This is a genomic window from Geodermatophilus obscurus DSM 43160, from assembly GCF_000025345.1.
GTDB lineage: Bacteria > Actinomycetota > Actinomycetes > Mycobacteriales > Geodermatophilaceae > Geodermatophilus > Geodermatophilus obscurus.
This window is the reverse complement of record NC_013757.1, coordinates 1,640,478-1,658,054: the sequence shown is the minus strand read 5'-3', so window position 1 is coordinate 1,658,054 and position 17,577 is coordinate 1,640,478. Positions and strand designations below refer to the sequence as shown.

At 74.4% G+C, this 17,577-nt stretch carries 16 protein-coding genes; 3 read left to right on the top strand and 13 right to left on the bottom strand.

Going from position 1 to position 17,577, the window contains the following annotated elements; genetic code table 11:
• Window positions 1–56: 56 nt before the first annotated feature.
• On the bottom strand, window positions 57–503 hold the full coding sequence (locus GOBS_RS07880) for a MarR family winged helix-turn-helix transcriptional regulator (RefSeq protein WP_012947755.1): 447 nt from the start codon (window positions 501–503) through the stop codon (window positions 57–59).
• Between the two features lie 71 nt (window positions 504–574).
• Here GOBS_RS07880 and GOBS_RS07875 point away from each other — a divergent pair, with 71 nt between their 5' ends.
• Together GOBS_RS07875 and GOBS_RS07870 are read left to right on the top strand one after the other, a co-directional pair.
• A complete protein-coding gene (locus GOBS_RS07875) occupies window positions 575–1,231 on the top strand; it encodes a maleylpyruvate isomerase family mycothiol-dependent enzyme (RefSeq protein ID WP_012947754.1) in 657 nt (218 codons plus the stop codon).
• Window positions 1,228–1,533, top strand: a complete 306-nt coding sequence (locus GOBS_RS07870; RefSeq protein ID WP_012947753.1) for a hypothetical protein — start codon at window positions 1,228–1,230, stop codon at window positions 1,531–1,533. Before GOBS_RS07875 ends, GOBS_RS07870 begins: the two co-directional genes overlap by 4 nt.
• A 66-nt stretch (window positions 1,534–1,599) precedes the next feature.
• On the opposite strand, the gene GOBS_RS07865 is transcribed toward GOBS_RS07870, so the two are convergent.
• The 12 genes from GOBS_RS07865 to folC form a co-directional block, all read right to left on the bottom strand.
• Window positions 1,600–2,382 (bottom strand): isocitrate lyase/PEP mutase family protein, encoded by a 783-nt coding sequence (locus GOBS_RS07865; RefSeq protein ID WP_012947752.1) that lies wholly within the window; start codon window positions 2,380–2,382, stop codon window positions 1,600–1,602.
• Window positions 2,383–2,404: 22 nt separating this feature from the next.
• Window positions 2,405–2,890 (bottom strand): peptide deformylase, encoded by a 486-nt coding sequence (gene def, locus GOBS_RS07860; protein ID WP_012947751.1) that lies wholly within the window; start codon window positions 2,888–2,890, stop codon window positions 2,405–2,407.
• 13 nt (window positions 2,891–2,903) lie between these two features.
• Window positions 2,904–4,025, bottom strand: coding sequence for a glutamate 5-kinase (proB, locus tag GOBS_RS07855; protein WP_012947750.1), 1,122 nt, complete (start codon window positions 4,023–4,025; stop codon window positions 2,904–2,906).
• Entirely contained in the window at window positions 4,022–5,497 is a 1,476-nt protein-coding gene (obgE, locus tag GOBS_RS07850) for a GTPase ObgE (protein WP_012947749.1), read from the bottom strand. Before obgE ends, proB begins: the two co-directional genes overlap by 4 nt.
• Before the next feature lie 90 nt (window positions 5,498–5,587).
• A complete protein-coding gene (rpmA, locus tag GOBS_RS07845) occupies window positions 5,588–5,845 on the bottom strand; it encodes a 50S ribosomal protein L27 (RefSeq protein ID WP_012947748.1) in 258 nt (85 codons plus the stop codon).
• Between the two features lie 7 nt (window positions 5,846–5,852).
• Window positions 5,853–6,164, bottom strand: coding sequence for a 50S ribosomal protein L21 (gene rplU / locus GOBS_RS07840; RefSeq protein ID WP_012947747.1), 312 nt, complete (start codon window positions 6,162–6,164; stop codon window positions 5,853–5,855).
• A gap of 323 nt (window positions 6,165–6,487) precedes the next feature.
• Window positions 6,488–9,634 (bottom strand): ribonuclease E/G, encoded by a 3,147-nt coding sequence (locus GOBS_RS29260; RefSeq protein WP_012947746.1) that lies wholly within the window; start codon window positions 9,632–9,634, stop codon window positions 6,488–6,490.
• A 253-nt stretch (window positions 9,635–9,887) separates the two neighbouring features.
• Window positions 9,888–10,655, bottom strand: coding sequence for a TIGR03936 family radical SAM-associated protein (locus tag GOBS_RS07830; protein WP_012947745.1), 768 nt, complete (start codon window positions 10,653–10,655; stop codon window positions 9,888–9,890).
• On the bottom strand, window positions 10,655–12,583 hold the full coding sequence (locus GOBS_RS07825) for a TIGR03960 family B12-binding radical SAM protein (protein ID WP_012947744.1): 1,929 nt from the start codon (window positions 12,581–12,583) through the stop codon (window positions 10,655–10,657). The genes GOBS_RS07830 and GOBS_RS07825 overlap by 1 nt, the downstream gene beginning before the upstream one ends.
• Before the next feature lie 100 nt (window positions 12,584–12,683).
• Window positions 12,684–13,106 carry a nucleoside-diphosphate kinase gene (gene ndk, locus GOBS_RS07820; protein WP_012947743.1) on the bottom strand — a complete coding sequence of 141 codons (423 nt, stop codon included), beginning with the start codon at window positions 13,104–13,106 and terminating at the stop codon, window positions 12,684–12,686.
• A gap of 11 nt (window positions 13,107–13,117) precedes the next feature.
• Window positions 13,118–13,516: a DUF4233 domain-containing protein gene (locus tag GOBS_RS07815; RefSeq protein WP_012947742.1), complete on the bottom strand. Its 399-nt coding sequence runs from the start codon at window positions 13,514–13,516 to the stop codon at window positions 13,118–13,120.
• Window positions 13,513–14,856 (bottom strand): bifunctional tetrahydrofolate synthase/dihydrofolate synthase, encoded by a 1,344-nt coding sequence (gene folC / locus GOBS_RS07810; RefSeq protein ID WP_012947741.1) that lies wholly within the window; start codon window positions 14,854–14,856, stop codon window positions 13,513–13,515. Before folC ends, GOBS_RS07815 begins: the two co-directional genes overlap by 4 nt.
• 42 nt (window positions 14,857–14,898) lie before the next feature.
• Between folC and valS the strand changes: the two genes are divergently transcribed.
• On the top strand, window positions 14,899–17,484 hold the full coding sequence (gene valS / locus GOBS_RS07805; protein WP_012947740.1) for a valine--tRNA ligase: 2,586 nt from the start codon (window positions 14,899–14,901) through the stop codon (window positions 17,482–17,484).
• Window positions 17,485–17,577 lie beyond the last annotated feature (93 nt).

Genomic DNA, 17,577 nt, shown 5'->3' with positions numbered 1-17,577 from the left:
CAGGCCAACCTGGCCAGGGCGGCGGCACCTGCGCGGCCTGCGCCGCGCGCTGAGGCTCAGCGGTAGGGGTCGGTGATCTCCCGCAGCCGCTCGAGGGCCACGCGCAGCTGGGCGGCGGCCTCCTCCCCCAGGTGCGCCGTCCACTCGGCTTCCACCTCGGCCTCGACCCGGCGGGCCACCGCGACGACCTCCAGGCCGCGATCGGCCATCTGCACGAGCCTCGCCCGCGCGTCGGTGGGGTCGGGCACGCGACGGACGTAACCGGCCCGCTCCAGTTGGTCGACGAGGTGACCGGCCGTCTGCTTGGTGACGAGCGCCTGCTCGGCGAGTGCGGTCAGCCGGGTGCCGCCCGGGGCGATCCGGGCGGCGATGCGACCCTGGGCCGGGGTGATGTTGTCGAACCCGACCGCGGCCAGCTCCGCGAGGAGACGGGCCTCCAGGGCGCGGTGGGGGTAGAAGCAGAGCAGCCCGAGGTTCTGCCGCTCGTCTGCTGTCTCGGCCATGTCCCCCCTTGACGATGGTCAGGTTGTCTGACCAAATGGTCAGAGCATCGTACCAACTGTGTGGAGGTGTCATGGACCTCGACGACGTGTGGCGGACCATCGATGCGGAGCGCAGCAGCCTCGCCGACCTCCTCGAGGACCTCTCCCCGACGGAGTGGCGGACGGCCTCGCTCTGCGAAGCCTGGCGGGTGGGTGACGTCGCCGTCCACCTCACCCAGGCGCACATGGGGCTCGGCGCCGCGCTGGTCGGCGCCGTGCGCGCGGGCGGCGGCTTCGACCGGATGATCCGCGACAGCGCACTGCGCGCCGCCCCCCTGCCGCCCGGCGAGTGCGCGCGGCGGCTGCGGGCGATGGTCGGCTCGCGGCGCACGGCCCCCTTCGTCACGCCGACGGAGCCGCTCATCGACGTCCTCGTGCACGGGCAGGACATCGCCGTCCCGCTGGGCCGGGAGCGGCCGGTCCCCCCGGCCCCCGCGACTGCGGCGGCGCAGCGGGTCTGGGACATGGGCTTCCCGTTCCGGGCGCGGAAGCGGCTGGCCGGCCTGCGACTGCGGGCCACCGACGGCGACCTCGTGCTGGGAGAGGGGGCACCGGTCGAGGGCACGACCGGCGACCTCCTGCTCCTGGTCACCGGCCGCGCCGCCACGGTGCACCGGCTCTCCGGCGAGGGTGTGCGACGGCTCCCGGCGGCGGACGGCCGCCGGGAGGACTCGAGGAGGACGACATGACCCTGGGCGTGGTGACCGACGTGTCCGCACCCGTGGAGACCTACGACGCGGTGCACGCGGCGGTGCTCGAGCGGACCGGCACGGCCGTCGACGGCCTGCTGCTCCACCTGGCCCGACCGACCGCGGACGGGTTCCAGGTGACCGAGGTGTGGGAGTCGCGCGAGGAGTGGGAGCGCGCGAACCGGGAGGTGGTCTGGCCGGTGGTCGCCGAGGTCCTGCGGGGACAGGCACCTCCGGCCCAGGTGGTCACCGAGTTCGAGGTCCGCGGCCTGGTGGTCCCGGCCGGCGGGGTGGTGACGTGAGGGAACGGCCGCCCTCCAGGGGTCCGCGCCGAGCCGGCGAGGCGTGGGGGGAAGGGCGGTCCTCCCTCAGTTGAGCGCGCGGGTGCCTGCCGGCAGCGTGCCGCCGCGCACCATCTCGATCGTCGCGTCCTGCAGCGCGGTGAGCGCGACCCGCTGGGTGAACGGGCCGGTGGACACGCGGGCGACGCCGAGCTCCTGCATCTCGCGGGCGGGCAGCGAGGCGCCGGGCACGCTGATCAGCGTCAGCTTGTTGCGGCCGAGGCCCTCGACGACCGCGGCGATCTCCTCGCGGTCGACCAGGCGCGGGACGAACACGACCGGCGCGCCGGCCTCCAGGTAGGCCCGGCCGCGGCGGATCGCCTCGGCGACGAGCTCCCCGCGGTCGGCGTCCCCGGCGGCGCGGACGAAGGTGTCGGTGCGGGCGTTGAGCACGAAGTCGATCCTGGCGTCGCGGCCGGCGCGCAGCACCGCCTCGACGGCGGCCACGGCCTCGTCGAGGGGCTTCATCTGGTCCTCGAGGTTGCCGCCGACGACGCCTGCGGCGATCGCCCGGCGCGCGGTCTCCCCCGCGTCCCCGTAGCCGGCCTCCATGTCCATGCTCACCGGCAGGTCCACTGCCGCGACGATGCGGGACACCATGTCCAGGTGCAGGTCGAGCGGGATGTTCTCGCCGTCCTCGTAGCCGAGGGTCGCGGCGATGCCGTGGCTGGCGGTGGCCAGCGCGCGCACGCCCTCGGTGCCGGCGACCACCTGCGCGGAGACGACGTCCCACACGTTGGCGAGGACCAGGATCTCCGGAGCGGTGTGCAGGTCGAGGAGGGTGCGGGCGCGGGTGGCGAGGTCGGTCACGAGCGCCACCGTACGAGGCGGGTCAGCCGCGGTCGCGCAGCGCTCGGAGCGCGGCCTTGCGGGCGTCCCCGGTGAGCCGGTCGAGGAACACCTTGCCGTCGAGGTGGTCGACCTCGTGCTGCAGCGCGCGGGCCATGAGACCGGTGCCCTCGAGCCGCACCGGCTCGCCGTGCACGTCGAAGCCCTCGACGACCGCGTGCATCGCCCGCACGGTGGGCGCCCACAGGCCGGGGATGGACAGGCAGCCCTCGTCGCCGTCCTGGGTCTCCTCGGACAGCTCGACGATCCGCGGGTTGACCACGTGCCCGATGCGCCCGTCGACGTTGTAGGAGAACGCGCGCAGCCCGACGCCGATCTGCGGCGCGGCCACGCCGGCCCGGCCGGGGTCGGCCACGGTGTCCTCCAGGTCGCGGACGAGTGCGGCGAGCTCCTTGTCGAAGCTGCGCACCTCGTCGGCGGGCGTGCGGAGGACCGGGTCACCGAGCTCGCGGATGGGACGGATCGTCACGACGAGCAGTCTCTCAACCCAGGGACGGACGCCGGACCAGCACCATCTCGTCGCGGTGCACGATCTCGCGCTGGTACTCGGGGTCCAGCTCGCTGGTCTTGCGGCCCAGCAGCGGCGGCAGCTCCCGGGCGTCGTAGGCGACCAGGCCGCGGGCCACCACGACGCCGTCGGGGCCGACCAGCTCCACCGGGTCGTCGGCGAGGAACTCCCCCGCCACGTCGGTGATGCCGGCCGGCAGCAGCGAGGCGCCGCGCTCGCGCAGCGCCCGGACCGCACCCTCGTCGAGGTGCAGCCGGCCGCGCGGCCGGGTGGCGAAGCGCAACCAGAACTGGCGGGCGCGGGGCCGGGGACCCATGACGGCGAAGCGGGTGCCCACCTGCTCCCCGGCCAGTGCGGCGGCGGCCTGCGCGGTCGAGGTCACGACGACGGGGACGCCGGCGTGCGCGGCGATCAGCGCGGCCTCGACCTTGGTGGCCATCCCCCCGGTGCCCACGCCGTTGCGGCGGGCGGTGCCGAGGGTGACCTGACCGAGGTCCGCGGGGTCGCGCACGGTGTCGATCAGCTGCGCCGGGCCCTGCCGCGGGTCGCCGTCGTAGACGCCGTCCACGTCGCTGAGCAGCAGCAGCGCGTCGGCCCGGGCGACGTGCGCCACCAGCGCGGCCAGGCGGTCGTTGTCGCCGAACCGGATCTCCTCGGTGGCCACCGTGTCGTTCTCGTTGACGATCGGCAGCACGCCGAGGGTCAGCAGCCGCTCGAGGGTGCGCTGGGCGTTGCGGTAGTGGCTGCGCCGGGTGAGGTCGTCGGCGGTCAGCAGCACCTGGCCGACGGTGACGTCGTGCCGGCCGAAGGCGTCGGCGTAGGTCTGCACCAGCCGCAGCTGGCCGACGCTGGCCGCGGCCTGGGCGGTGGCGAGGTCCCGCGGCCGGCCGCTGACCCCGAGCGGGGCCAGCCCGGCGGCGATCGCCCCGGAGGAGACGAGCACGACCTCGCGGCCCTGCCCGTGCACCGCGCCGAGGACGTCGACCAGGGCAGCCAGCCGCTGCTCGTCCAGCCCACCGGGCAGGCTGGTCAGCGACGACGAGCCGACCTTGACCACGACCCGGCGCGCACCGGCGATCTCCGCGCGCAGACTCACGCGTCGTCCTCGGGCAGGTCGTCGTCGGTCCAGGTCTCGGTGAGCTCGTAGGGCACCCGGCGGGCCCGCTTGGCGGCCAGCCGCTCTTCGGCGCGCACTCGGTGCGGCGCGTCGATGCGGGAGTCGGTGCCGCGCCCACCGAGGCCGGCGGTCTCCTCGACGCTCAACGTGCCGGCCGGCAGCGTCGGCACGAAGTCGAAGGCGACGTCGCCGATGACGATGGTGTCGCCCTCCTGCGCGCCGGCCTCCTGCAGGGCGTCCTCGACGCCGAGCCGGTTGAGCCGGTCGGCGAGGAAGCCCACGGCCTCGTCGTTGGTGAAGTCGGTCTGGCGCACCCAGCGCTCGGGCTTGGTCCCGCGCACGAGGTAGGTGCCCTCGTCCTCCGGGTGGCGCTCGACGGTGAAGCCGCTGTCGTCGACCGCGCGCGGGGTGAGGGTGACCCGCACCGGCTCGGGCTCCGGCAGCGCGGCGCGGTACTCCTCCACCGCCTGCGCCAGCGCGAAGCCGAGCTCGCGCAACCCCTCGCCGGTCGCGGCGCTGACCGGGAACACCTGCAGGCCGCGCTGCTCCAGCGGCTCGCGGACCAGGTCGACCAGCTCGCGCCCGTCGGGCACGTCGATCTTGTTGAGGACGGCGACCCGCAGCCGGTCGACGAGGTCCCCGCGGTACTGCGCCAGCTCGTGCTGCAGCGCCTCGATGTCGCTCTCCGGGTCGCGGCCGGGCTCCATCGTGGCCATGTCGACGACGTGCACCAGGACGGCGCAGCGCTCGATGTGGCGGAGGAACTCCAGGCCCAGCCCGCGGCCCTCGGACGCGCCGGGGATGAGTCCGGGGACGTCGGCCATCGTGAAGACGGTGTCGCCGGCGCGGACGACGCCGAGGTTGGGCACCAGCGTGGTGAACGGGTAGTCGGCGATCTTCGGTCGCGCCGCGGACATGGCCGCGATCAGCGAGGACTTGCCCGCCGACGGGAAGCCGACCAGGCCGACGTCGGCGATGCTCTTGAGCTCGATGACGGCGTCGAAGGCCTCGCCCGGCTCCCCGAGCAGCGCGAAGCCCGGCGCCTTCCGGCGGGCGTTGGCCAGCGCGGCGTTGCCGAGACCGCCCTTGCCGCCGTGCGCCAGGACGACCCGGGTGCCGGTGCCGACGAGGTCGGCGATCACCCGGCCGTCGGGGGTGCTGACCACGGTGCCGGCGGGGACGCGCAGCACGCGGTCCTCGCCGCGGGCGCCGTGGCGGTTGCTGCCCTCACCGGGGCGGCCGTTGCCGGCCTTCTGGTGCGGGCGGTGGTGGAAGTCCAGCAGCGTGTGCACGCTGGGGTCCACCTCGAGGACGACGTCCCCGCCGTTGCCACCGTTGCCCCCGTCGGGGCCGCCGAGCGGCTTGAACTTCTCGCGGTGGATCGAGGCGACGCCGTGCCCGCCGTTGCCGGCGGCGACGTGCACGACCACGCGGTCGACGAAAGCGGCCATCTCCGCGCCGCCTCCTGATCCTGGTCTGTCAAGCGCCACGAGCGCACGGGCCGGTGGCCCGTGCGCTCGTGAGCGTCAGCTGAGTGGTGCTTACGCCTCGACCGCGGAGATGGAGACGGTCTTGCGTCCCCGCCGCGTGCCGAAGGTGACCGCGCCGGGCTGGAGCGCGAACAGCGTGTCGTCGCCGCCGCGGCCGACGCCCAGGCCCGGGTGGAAGTGGGTCCCGCGCTGGCGGACGATGATCTCGCCGGCCTTCACGACCTGGCCCCCGAAGCGCTTGACGCCGAGGCGCTGCGCGTTCGAGTCGCGGCCGTTGCGGGAGGACGAGGCGCCCTTCTTGTGTGCCATGTCGTCGTCAGCCCTTCGTGATGTCGCGGACCACGACGTCGGTGAGGGGCTGACGGTGCCCCTGACGCTTGTGGTAACCGGTCTTGTTCTTGAACTTGTGGATGCGAATCTTCGGGCCCTTGCCGTGGCCGACGATCTCGCCGGTCACGGTCACGCCCGCCAGCGTCTCCGCGTCGCTGGTGACGGTGTCGCCGTCGACCAGGAGCAGGGCCGGGAGGGTGACGGAGTCGCCCGCCTCACCCACGAGACGGTTGACCGTGAACCGGTCGCCCACGGCCACCTTGTGCTGCCGGCCACCGGCCTTCACGACTGCGTACACCACTGAACTCCTCGATCGCCTCTGTCATGTCCTGCGTGCGCCCGGACGTCGGGCGCCGGGTGCTGGACGGGCTGCCCGCCTCCCAGGCGGCACCGTGCGGTGCGCGGCACCGGGGCGGTGCAACCCGATCAGCGTACCCGAGCCCCGACGGCCCCGCCGCAGGGTCCCACCGCGAGCTCGCGAGCGGTGGGGGGCGGCGGGGTCCTTCCTCCGGTCGAACGGGGGAAGGACCCCCTGCCCCCACCGGAGAAGGACCCCGACCCCTCATCCCTCGCAAGCTCGGCACGAGCCTCTGGACGGGGCCGTGGCCCCCTGCGAGGGGCTCAGGAGGCCGGCGGTCCGGCCGGCCGGCTGGCGGCCCGGCGGCGGCGCGGACGGGTGACCGGCGCGGCGGTCGCGCTGCCGTCGTCGGCCACCGGCGGCTGGGTCTCCCCCGTCGCTCCCTCGGACGACGGCGTGTCGGCAGGCGCCGGCTCCGCGGGGGGCTCGGCGTCCATGGGGCCGGGGTCGTCCGGGCCGGCGCCGGGGGGCACGGCCTCGTCGTCGGACCCCTCGGCGCCCATGGCCCGGTCCACCGGCTCGGCGAGCGAGGGCTCGGCGAGCGCCTGCTCCGCGGGGGCCGGCCCCTGAGCGGGCTCCGCGGGAACCGGCTCCTGAGCGAGCTCGGCGACGGGTTCGGGCGCCTGCTCAGGAGTGACCGCGTCGGGCTGGTCGGGCTCGACCACGGCGACCTCGGGATCGGGCGCGTCGGCGTCCTCGGCGGCCGCGGCGAGGACCGCGGCGTCCTCGGCCGCGCGCTCCTCACCGGACTGGCTGCGGTTGCGGCGACCGCGGTTGCGCCGGCTCCCGCCGGAGCGCTGGCCCTCGCCCTCGCCGTCCGCACCGTCCGGGACCGGTGCCTCCGCACCGACCGCGACGGCCTCGGCCGGCTCGACGTCCTTGCCGCCGCTGTCCTTGGCCCCGGCGTCCCTGGCCCCGTTCTCCTTGCCGCCGTTGTCCTTGCCGCGCTGCTGGTCGCGGCGGCCGTTGCCGCCGTTGCCGCTCCCGGCGTTCCCGCCGCCGCGGCGCTTCTCGTCCACCGGGTCGATGTGCACGACCACGCCCCGGCCGCGGCAGTGCTCGCACGGCTCGGAGAACACCTCAAGCAGGCCCTGGCCGACCCGCTTGCGGGTCATCTGCACCAGGCCCAGCGAGGTGACCTCGGCAACCTGGTGCTTGGTGCGGTCGCGGCCCAGGCACTCGGTCAGCCGCCGCAGCACCAGGTCGCGGTTGCTCTCCAGCACCATGTCGATGAAGTCGATGACGATGATGCCGCCGATGTCGCGCAGCCGGAGCTGGCGGACGATCTCCTCGGCCGCCTCCATGTTGTTGCGCGTGACCGTCTGCTCGAGGTTGCCGCCGGATCCGGTGAACTTTCCGGTGTTGACGTCGACCACGGTCATCGCCTCGGTGCGGTCGATGACCAGCGAGCCGCCCGAGGGCAGCCACACCTTGCGGTCCAGCGCCTTGGCCAGCTGCTCGTCGATGCGCAGGTCGCGGAAGACGTCACCCTCGCCGGTGTGCCGGGTCAGCCGGCCGACCAGCTCCGGGGAGACGTGCGCGACGTAGGCCTCGACGGTGTCCCAGGCGTCGTCGCCCTGGACGACGAGCTCCTTGAAGTCCTCGTTGAAGACGTCGCGGATGACCCGGATGGCCAGGTCGGGCTCGCCGTAGAGCAGCGACGGCGCGTTGGAGGAGGACTCCGCCTTCCTCTGGATGACGTCCCACTGCGCCTGCAGCCGGTTGACGTCGCGCGTCAGCTCCTCCTCCGAGGCGCCCTCCGCGGCGGTGCGGATGATGACGCCGGCGTCCTCGGGGACGATCTTCTTGAGGACGTCCTTGAGCCGCTGGCGCTCGGTGTCGGGCAGCTTGCGGCTGATCCCGGTCATCGAGCCGCCGGGCACGTAGACCAGGAACCGGCCGGGCAGGTTGACCTGCTGGGTGAGCCGGGCGCCCTTGTGGCCGATCGGGTCCTTGGTGACCTGCACCAGCACCTTGTCGCCGGACTTCAGCGCCTGCTCGATGGAGCGCTGCTTGCCGGACAGCCCGGCGGCGTCCCAGTTGACCTCACCGGCGTACAGGACGGCGTTGCGCCCCTTGCCGATGTCGATGAACGCCGCCTCCATGCTGGGCAGCACGTTCTGCACCCGGCCGAGGTAGACGTTCCCGGCGAAGGACGTCGCCTGCGCCTGGGTCACGTAGTGCTCGACGAGGACGTCGTCCTCGAGGACGGCGATCTGCGTGCGCTCGCCCCGCTGGCGGATGACCATCTTGCGGTCCACCGCCTCGCGGCGGGCGAGGAACTCGGCCTCGGTGAGGATCGGCGCCCGGCGGCGGCCGTTGTCCCGGCCGTCCCGGCGGCGCTGGCGCTTGGCCTCGAGCCGCGTGGAGCCGGCGACGCCCTTGACGTCCTCGTCGCTGGTGGTGCGGCCGTTGCGGCCGGCCCGCTCGGGGCGGTCGTCGTCGCTCTCGGCGACGGCCTCGCCGCCCTCCCCGCTGCTCCCGCGGCGCCGCCGCCGGCGCCGGCGGCGGGTGCTGGAGCCGGCCTCGCCCTCGTCGTCCTCGGCGGCGTCCTCACCGCTGTCGGCGTCGGTGTCGGCGTCGGTGTCGGCGTCGGTCTCGTCGGCGCCCTGCTCGTCGCCGGAGTCCTCGTCGGGGTCCTCGTCGTTGTCGGCGGTGTCCTCGCCGCTGCGCCCACGCCCCCGGCCGCGGCGGCCCCGGCGGCGGCGCCGGCTGCCCAGGGACTCGTCGGCGTCGGTGTCGTCGGCGCCGGTGTCGCCCTCGGCCTCGGCCTCGGCGGCCTGGTCCTCGTCGGCGTCGGTGTCGTCGTCCTCGGTTCCCGCGGGCGTCTCGTCGCCGCCGCCGGGGCGCCGCCGCGAGCGGCTGCGCCGCGAGCGCGACGCCGGGGCCTCCTCCTCGGTGTCCTCGGCCGGTTCCGCCTCGGCCTCCTCGACCGGAGGCGACTCGGCGAGCGCGCGGCGGCTGCGCCGGCGCGGCGGGGGTGGGACCTCGGTCTCGGTGGGCGCGACGAAGCTCACGAACGCCGGGATGGCCGGGGCCGTCGGCGGCACCGGCGGGTGGTCGCCGGGGTCGGCCGCGCCGGCCGGGCGGGTGGCCCGCCGGCGGGGACGGGCGATGACCGCGGTGGGCTCCGGGGAGCTGAACTGGGCGCCGAAGCGGAAGACCGGGGGCTCCTCGGGCTCACCGGCGGGCTCGGGAGCCGGCTCCGCGGCCGCGGCGTCCTCCGCGGCGGCCTGCTCGCCGGCGGCCTCGTCCGCGGCAGCCTGCTCGCCGGCGTCGTCGTCCTCGCCGGCCTCGGCGGCCTGGAGCTCGGTCTCCGCCGCGGGGGTCTCGGCTCCCTCCGGCAGCGCGGCCGGGTCGAGGCCCTCGTCGGCCGGGGTGTGGGTGCTGTCCTGTGTCTGGTCGGCCACGTGTGGCTCGCCTCCTGTGTGGTGCTCCCGGGCGCCGATCGCAGGGACTGGCGGCCGCGCAGGAACACGGGGTTGGGCGGGTCGGGCCCCCGCGCCGGGTGCGGCGGCAGGCTCGACTCGCGAAGTCTGTGGGCCGGCGTCCGGGCGAGGAGTTGCCGCGGCCGGGCGCCGGTGGTGCAGGTCTCAGGTGGTGCTCGGGTGCGTCACGTCTGGCAGCCGTGCCGCGCGACGGCGTGGAGCCCCGGCCCACCGGTCAGACCGCCGCGGGCTCCCCCTGGCAGCGGGTGCCCGCAACGCGGTCCGGGCCGAGCGGGTCGGCCACGGTCCCGGTGTCGTCGAGCCGGCCCTGCGCCTCACGCACGGCCCGTGGGGGCGACGGCGGGCGCAGGTCGGCGACGGCAGCCAGGGCGGCCAACACGTCGTCGGGTCGAACGGCGGGCGTCACCTGCCGGACGACCATGTGCAGTATGGCACAACCTGCCTCCTCGGCCGCCGACGCACCGGCCACGGCCGCCCGCGCGTCGACGTCCCGGAGGCCGTTCTTGGTGCGCTTCTCGACGGTGACCACGTCGGCGGCCAGGAACGCCTCGACCGCCGGCGCGAGCTCGGCCAGCGGCACACCCGGCAGCTCCACCCGCCAGGTCGCGGCGTCGATCCGGTCGGCCAGCGACCCGCTGCCCCCGGTGGCCTCCACGCACTCGAGGACGTCGATGCCCGGGGGCAGCGAGGCGTCCAGCGCGGCCCGCACCTGCTCGGGGTCGCACCGCTGCGCCAGCCCGATCTCCACGTACTCGGCCTCGCTCGCCGCCCCGGTGGGTGCCGCCCCGACGTAGGAGATCTTCGGGTGCGGCGTGAAGCCGGCGGAGAAGGCCATGGGCACCCGCGCACGGCGCAGCGCCCGCTCCAGGGCGCGGGCGAGGTCGCGGTGCGAGGCGAAGCGCAGCGGGCCGCGCTTGGCGTAGCGCAGCCGCAGCTTCTGCACGGTGGGCGGCGGGGGCGGTCCCTCGGGCTGGCGGGCCACTAGCGGCCGACGACCGTGAGCGGGAGCAGGGTGCGCCCGGTCGGCCCGATCTGGATCTCGGTGCCGTTGGTCGGGCAGACGCCGCAGTCGTAGCAGGGGGTCCACCGGCAGTCGGCGACCTCCTCCTCGCTGAGCGCGTCCTGCCAGTCGTCCCAGAGCCACTCCTTGTCCAGCCCGGAGTCCAGGTGGTCCCAGGGCAGGACCTCGTCCTGGCCGCGCTCGCGGGTGGTGTACCAGTCGAGGTCGACGCCGAGGGGCGCCAGCTCCTCGGCGGCGGCGGCGGTCCAGCGCTCGTAGGAGAAGTGCTCGCTCCAGCCGTCGAACCGGCCGCCCTCGCGCCACACCCGCTCGATGACCCGGCCGACCCGGCGGTCACCCCGGGAGAGCAGGCCCTCGATCACGCCGGGCTTGCCGTCGTGGTAGCGCAGGCCGATCGAGCGGCCGATGCGGCGGTCGGCGTTGATGGCCTGCCGCAGCAGGCGCAGGCGGGAGTCGATCGTCTCGGCGCCGGCCTGCCCGGCCCACTGGAAGGGGGTGTGCGGCTTGGGCACGAAGCCGCCGATGGAGACGGTGCAGCGGATGTCCTTGCGGCCGCTGGCCTCCCGGCCGGCCCGGATGACCTCGACCGCCAGCTCGGCGATCTCCAGCACGTCCTCGTCGGTCTCGGTCGGCAGACCGCACATGAAGTAGAGCTTCACCTGCTGCCAGCCGTTGGCGTACGCCGTGGTGACCGTGCGGACGAGGTCCTCCTTGGACACCGTCTTGTTGATCACCCGGCGGATCCGCTCGCTGCCGCCCTCCGGTGCGAAGGTCAGGCCGGATCGGCGCCCGTTGCGGGACAGCTCGTTGGCCAGGGTGACGTTGAAGGCGTCGACCCGGGTGCTCGGCAGCGAGAGCCCGGTGTTGGTGCCCTCGTAGCGGTCGGCGAGCTGCTTGGCGACCTGGCCGATCTCGGAGTGGTCGGCACTCGACAGCGACAGCAGCCCGACCTCCTCGTACCCGGTCGCCCGCAGTCCCTGCTCGACCATCGAGCCGATGCCGGTGATGGTCCGCTCCCGCACCGGCCGGGTGATCATCCCCGCCTGGCAGAACCGGCAGCCGCGGGTGCAACCGCGGAAGATCTCCACGCTCATCCGCTCGTGCACGCTCTCGGCCAGCGGGACCAGCGGCGTCTTCGGGTAGGGCCACTCGTCGAGGTCCATGACCGTCCGCTTGCCGACCCGCGCGGGGACGTCGTCCCGGGTGCGCGTGACGGCCGCGATGGCGCCGTCCGGACCGTAGGAGACCGAGTAGAACCGCGGCACGTAGACCCCGTCGACCCGGGCCAGGCGGGCCAGCAGCTCGACGCGGCCGCCGGGCCGGCCCTGCTGCTTCCACGCGGCCACCACGTCGGTGACGTCGCCCACGACCTGCTCGCCGTCGCCCAGGACGGCGCAGTCGACGAAGTCGGCGACCGGCTCGGGGTTGAACGCGGCGTGCCCGCCGGCCACCACGACCGGGTGGGTCTCATCGCGGTCCACGGCGTGCAGCGGGACGCCGGCGAGGTCGAAGGCCTCGAGCAGGTTGGTGTAGCCGAGCTCGGTGGCGAAGCTGACGCCCAGCAGGTCGAAGTCGGCGACCGCGCGGTGCGAGTCGACGGTGAACTGGCCGACGCCGTGCTCGCGCATGAGGGCGGCGAGGTCGGGCCAGACGGCGTAGGTGCGCTCGGCCAGGGCGTCGGGCCGCTCGTTCAGCACCTCGTACAGGATCATCAGGCCCTGGTTGGGCAGCCCGACCTCGTAGGCGTCGGGGTACATCAGCGCCCAGTGGACGGCGACGTCCTCCCACGGCTTGACCTGCGCGTTCAGCTCACCGCCGACGTACTGGATCGGCTTCTGAACCTGCGCGAGGAGCGGTTCGAGACGGGGGTACAGCGTTTCACCGTTCATGACCGGTCCAGGGTAGACGGCGCCGATCGCCGCGAGATCTGCACAGTGGCGGTCATCAGCGCGCCGATGACGACCAGTGTGCAGATCTCGCGGACGGGCCTCAGCCCAGCTTCGGGAAGAACAGCGCGATCTCGCGGGCGGCGGACTCGTCGGAGTCCGAGCCGTGCACGATGTTGTTCTGCACCTCGAGGGCGAAGTCGCCGCGGATGGTGCCGGGGGCGGCCTTGACCGGGTCGGTGGCGCCGGCCAGGGCGCGGAACGCCTCGATCGCCCGCGGGCCCTCGACGACGAGCGCGAGCAGCGGGCCGCCGGTGATGAACTCGACCAGCGAGCCGAAGAACGACTTCTCGCGGTGCTCGCCGTAGTGCTCCTCGGCGACCTCGCGGGTCAGGGTGCGCAGCTCGGCGGCGACCAGGCGCAGGCCCTTGGCCTCCAGGCGCGAGATCACCTCGCCGACCAGGCCACGGGCGACGCCGTCGGGCTTGACGAGGACCAGGGTGCGGGCGGGGGTGGCTTCAGACACGAGCGCGGAGCCTACGCGGCGCCCGCGCCGGCGTCGTCGTCCGAACGGGGACCCGGCTCCCCGAACGGCGAGCCCAGCAGCTCCTTGCGGACCTGCAGCAGGTACAGCCAGATCAGCACGAAGACCCCGCCGACGAACCACATGACGCTGTTGATCAGACCGGTCAGCAGCAGGGGCACCTGCAGCGCGGTGGCCACGACGAGGCCCTGGGGACGGCGCTGCACCCCGCTGGCGAGCACGAGGACGACGGCCAGCACCAGCAGCAGCGCCAGCCGCACACCGCCGAGGCCCTCCTCGGTCTGCGCGATGCCGCGCGGCACGAACAGGACGGCGATGCCCTCGAGCACCAGCACGCCGGCCGCGGCCCCGCGGAGCGCCCGGGCCGCCCGCACCGGGTCCGGAGCCGTCACGGTGTGGTCCCGCCCATCAGGGTGCGGGCCTCCCCCGCGGTGATCACGCTGCCGGTGACCAGCACGCCGGAGCCGCCCAGCGCGTCGTCCGGCCCGGCCTCGGCCAGCTCGATCGCCTCGGTGAGCGCCTCGGTCAGCCGCGGCGAGACGCTGACCCGGTCGGCGCCGAAGACGTCGACCGCCAGCGCGCCGAGCTCGTCGGCCGGCATCGCGCGCGGCGAGCTGTTCTGGGTGACCACCAGTTCAGCGCACACCTCCTCGAGCGCGGTGAGCATCCCGGCGACGTCCTTGCCGTGGACCACGCCCACCACGCCGACCAGCCGGGTGAAGTCGAAGGACTCCCGGATCGCGTCGACGGTCGCGGCCATGCCGGCGGGGTTGTGCGCGGCGTCGACCAGCACCGTCGGACTGGTGCGCACCCGCTCGAGCCGGCCGGGCGAGCGGACGGCGGCGAACGCGGCGCGCACGGTCTCCCGGTCGATCGTGCCGGTGGCCGCCCCGGCGCCGAGGAAGGCCTCGACGGCGGCCAGTGCGGTCGCGGCGTTCTGCGCCTGGTGCGCGCCGAAGAGCGGGAGGAAGACGTCCTCGTACTCCCCGCCGAGGCCCTGCAGGCGCAGCTGCTGGCCGCCGACGGCGACCCGGCGGTCCAGGACCCCGAACTCGGTGCCCTCGCGGGCGACCACGGCCTCCACCTCGACCGCGCGGCGGACCAGCGCGTCCAGCGCCGCGGGCTGCTGGCGGGCCAGCACCGCCACCGCGTCGGGCTTGATGACCCCGGCCTTCTCCCCGGCGATCGTGCCGACGTCGGGCCCCAGGTACTCGGCGTGGTCCAGCGCGACCGGGGTGACGACGGCGACGCGGGCGTCGACGACGTTGGTGGCGTCCCAGGTGCCGCCCATGCCGACCTCGACGACCGCGACGTCGACCGGCGCCTCGGCGAAGGTCGCGTAGGCCATGCCGACCATGACCTCGAAGAAGCTCATCGGGTGCTCGCCGGCGGCGTCGACCATCTGCACGTAGGGCGCGATGTCGTCGTACGTCTCGACGAAGCGCTCGGCGCTCACCGGCTCGCCGTCCAGCACGATCCGCTCGCGCACCGACTGCAGGTGCGGGCTGGTGAAGCGGCCCACCCGCAGGCCGAAGCCCCGCAGCAGCTCGTCGACCATCCGCGCCGTCGTCGTCTTGCCGTTGGTGCCGGCCACGTGGACGACGGGGTAGGCGCGGTGCGGGGATCCGAGCAGGTCGACCAGGGCGGAGATGCGGGCCAGCGAGGGCTCCAGACGGGTCTCCGGCCAGCGGGCCAGCAGCTCCTTCTCGACGCGGGTCAGGTCGCTGCTCATCCTGCCCAGGATGCCAGCCGCGCGGTTCCTAGACTCAGGGACATGGTCACCGACACCCGCACCCCGGACACCGCTGCGCCGGGAGCCTCGGTCGGCGTACCGGAGAAGCCGTCGCTCGACGGGCTCGAGGACAAGTGGACCGGCCGCTGGGCCGAGGACGACACCTACGCCTTCGACCGCGCGGCCGCTCTCGCGGCGCCCCGGGAGCAGACCTGGTCGATCGACACCCCGCCGCCGACGGCCAGCGGCTCGCTGCACGTCGGGCACGTGTTCAGCTACACGCACACCGACATCGTCGCCCGCTACCAGCGGATGCGCGGCAAGCACGTCTACTACCCGATGGGCTGGGACGACAACGGCCTGCCCACCGAGCGCCGCGTGCAGAACTACTACGGCGTGCGCTGCGACCCCTCGCTCCCCTACGACGAGGGCTTCGAGCCACCGGCCAAGCCGGGCAAGGACCAGCAGCCGGTCTCCCGGCGCAACTTCGTCGAGCTGTGCATGCGGCTGACCGAGGAGGACGAGCGGGCCTTCGAGCAGCTGTGGCGCCGTGTCGGGCTGTCGGTGGACTGGAACAACGTCTACCGGACGATCTCGGAGGCCTCCCGCGCCACCGCACAGCGTGCGTTCCTGCACAACCTCGCCCGCGGCGAGGCCTACGCGCAGGAGGCGCCGACCCTCTGGGACGTCTCCTTCCGGACGGCGGTCGCCCAGGCTGAGCTCGAGGACCGCGAGCGCCCCGGCGCCTACCACCGGATCTCCTTCCACACCGCCAACGGCCCGGTGTTCATCGAGACGACCCGGCCCGAGCTGCTGCCCGCCTGCGTCGCGCTGGTCGCCCACCCCGACGACGAGCGCTATCAGCCGCTGTTCGGCCAGACCGTGCGGACGCCGGTCTTCGACGTCGAGGTGCCCGTGGTGGCGCACCGCCTCGCGGAGCCGGACAAGGGCTCGGGCATCGCGATGATCTGCACCTTCGGCGACCTCAACGACGTCACCTGGTGGCGGGAGCTGCAGCTGCCGACCCGCGCGATCGTCGGCTGGGACGGCCGGCTGCTGCCCGAGGCGCCGCCCGGGGTGCCCGCCGAGACGTACGCCGAGCTGGCCGGCAAGACGGTGTTCAGCGCGCAGCAGCGGATGGTCGAGCTGCTGCAGGAGTCCGGTGACCTGGACGGCGAGCCGCGGGCGATCACCCACCCGGTGAAGTTCTACGAGAAGGGCGAGCGCCCGCTGGAGATCGTCACCACGCGGCAGTGGTACATCCGCAACGGGGGCCGGGACGCCGCCCTGCGCGACGCGCTGGTCGCGCGTGGCCGGGAGATCCGGTGGGTGCCCGAGCACATGCGGTACCGGTACGAGAACTGGGTCGAGGGCCTCAACGGCGACTGGCTGATCAGCCGGCAGCGGTTCTTCGGCGTCCCGTTCCCGGTCTGGTACCGGCTCGACTCCTCCGGTGACCCGGACTGGTCCTCGCCGATCCTCGCGCCCGAGGAGGCGCTGCCGGTCGACCCGTCGTCCGACGTCCCGCCTGGCTTCTCCGAGGACCAGCGCGGCGAGCCCGGCGGCTTCACCGCCGACCCCGACGTCATGGACACCTGGGCGACGTCGTCGCTGTCGCCGCAGGTCGCGTCGGGCTGGGACACCGACCCGGAGCTGTTCGCGCACGTCTTCCCGATGGACCAGCGCCCGCAGGCCCACGACATCATCCGGACCTGGCTGTTCTCCACCGTCGTCCGCTCGCACTTCGAGCACGGGACCGTGCCGTGGACGCACGCGACGATCTCCGGCTTCGTCGTCGACCCGGACCGCAAGAAGATGTCAAAGTCGAAGGGCAACGTCGTCACGCCGATCGACGTGCTCGAGCGCTACGGCACCGACGCGGTGCGCTGGCGGGCCGCCGGCGCCCGGCCGGGGGCGGACTCGCCGTTCGACGAGGCGCAGATGAAGGTCGGCCGCCGGCTCGCCATCAAGATCCTCAACGTCGGCAAGTTCGTGCTGGGTCTGGGGGCGTCGGCCGACCTGTCGGCCTCGGCTGTGACCGAGCCGGTCGACCGGGGTCTGCTGGCCGGGCTGGCGGGTGTCGTCGACGAGGCGACCGCGGCGATGGAGACCTACAACTACACCCGGGCGCTCGAGCTGTCCGAGGCGTTCTTCTGGTCGTTCTGCGACGACTACGTGGAGCTGGTGAAGTCCCGCGCCTACGGGTCGGGGCCGGCCGCCGAGTCCGCCCGGGCCACCCTCGCGCTGGCGCTGTCGGTGCAGCTGCGGCTGTTCGCGCCGGTGCTGCCGTTCGTCACCGAGGAGGTCTGGTCCTGGTGGCAGTCCGGCTCGGTGCACCGCGCGCCGTGGCCGACCGCGAGCGAGCTGCCGGACGGCGGGGACCCGGCGGTGGTCTCGGTGGTGACGGTCGCGCTGGCCGGGGTCCGCAAGGCCAAGTCCGACGCCAAGGTCTCCATGCGGGCCGACGTCGACTCCGCGACGGTGACCGCGCCGGCCGAGCAGGTGCCGCTGGTGGAGGCCGCGCGCAGCGACCTGGCCGAGGCCGGCCGGATCGCCTCGCTGACCGTCGTCGCCGGTGAGGGCCCGCTCGCCGTGGACGTCGTCCTCGCTCCACCCGCGGAGGCCTGACCCCTCCCCCTCCGGTGATGTGCGGCCGTGGCGCGTCCTGAACCTGGGATGCGCCACGACCGCACATCACCCTGGCGTCCACAGGAGTGCCGG

Excerpts from the sequence above, each read along its gene's own strand:
- GOBS_RS07880 (WP_012947755.1), bottom strand. The coding sequence starts at position 503 with ATGGCCGAGACAGCAGACGAGCGGCAGAACCTCGGGCTGCTCTGCTTC.
- GOBS_RS07875 (WP_012947754.1), top strand. The coding sequence starts at position 575 with ATGGACCTCGACGACGTGTGGCGGACCATCGATGCGGAGCGCAGCAGC.
- GOBS_RS07870 (WP_012947753.1), top strand. The coding sequence starts at position 1,228 with ATGACCCTGGGCGTGGTGACCGACGTGTCCGCACCCGTGGAGACCTAC.
- obgE (WP_012947749.1), bottom strand. The coding sequence starts at position 5,497 with ATGGCCGCTTTCGTCGACCGCGTGGTCGTGCACGTCGCCGCCGGCAAC.
- rpmA (WP_012947748.1), bottom strand. The coding sequence starts at position 5,845 with ATGGCACACAAGAAGGGCGCCTCGTCCTCCCGCAACGGCCGCGACTCG.
- GOBS_RS07825 (WP_012947744.1), bottom strand. The coding sequence starts at position 12,583 with ATGAACGGTGAAACGCTGTACCCCCGTCTCGAACCGCTCCTCGCGCAG.
- folC (WP_012947741.1), bottom strand. The coding sequence starts at position 14,856 with ATGAGCAGCGACCTGACCCGCGTCGAGAAGGAGCTGCTGGCCCGCTGG.
- valS (WP_012947740.1), top strand. The coding sequence starts at position 14,899 with ATGGTCACCGACACCCGCACCCCGGACACCGCTGCGCCGGGAGCCTCG.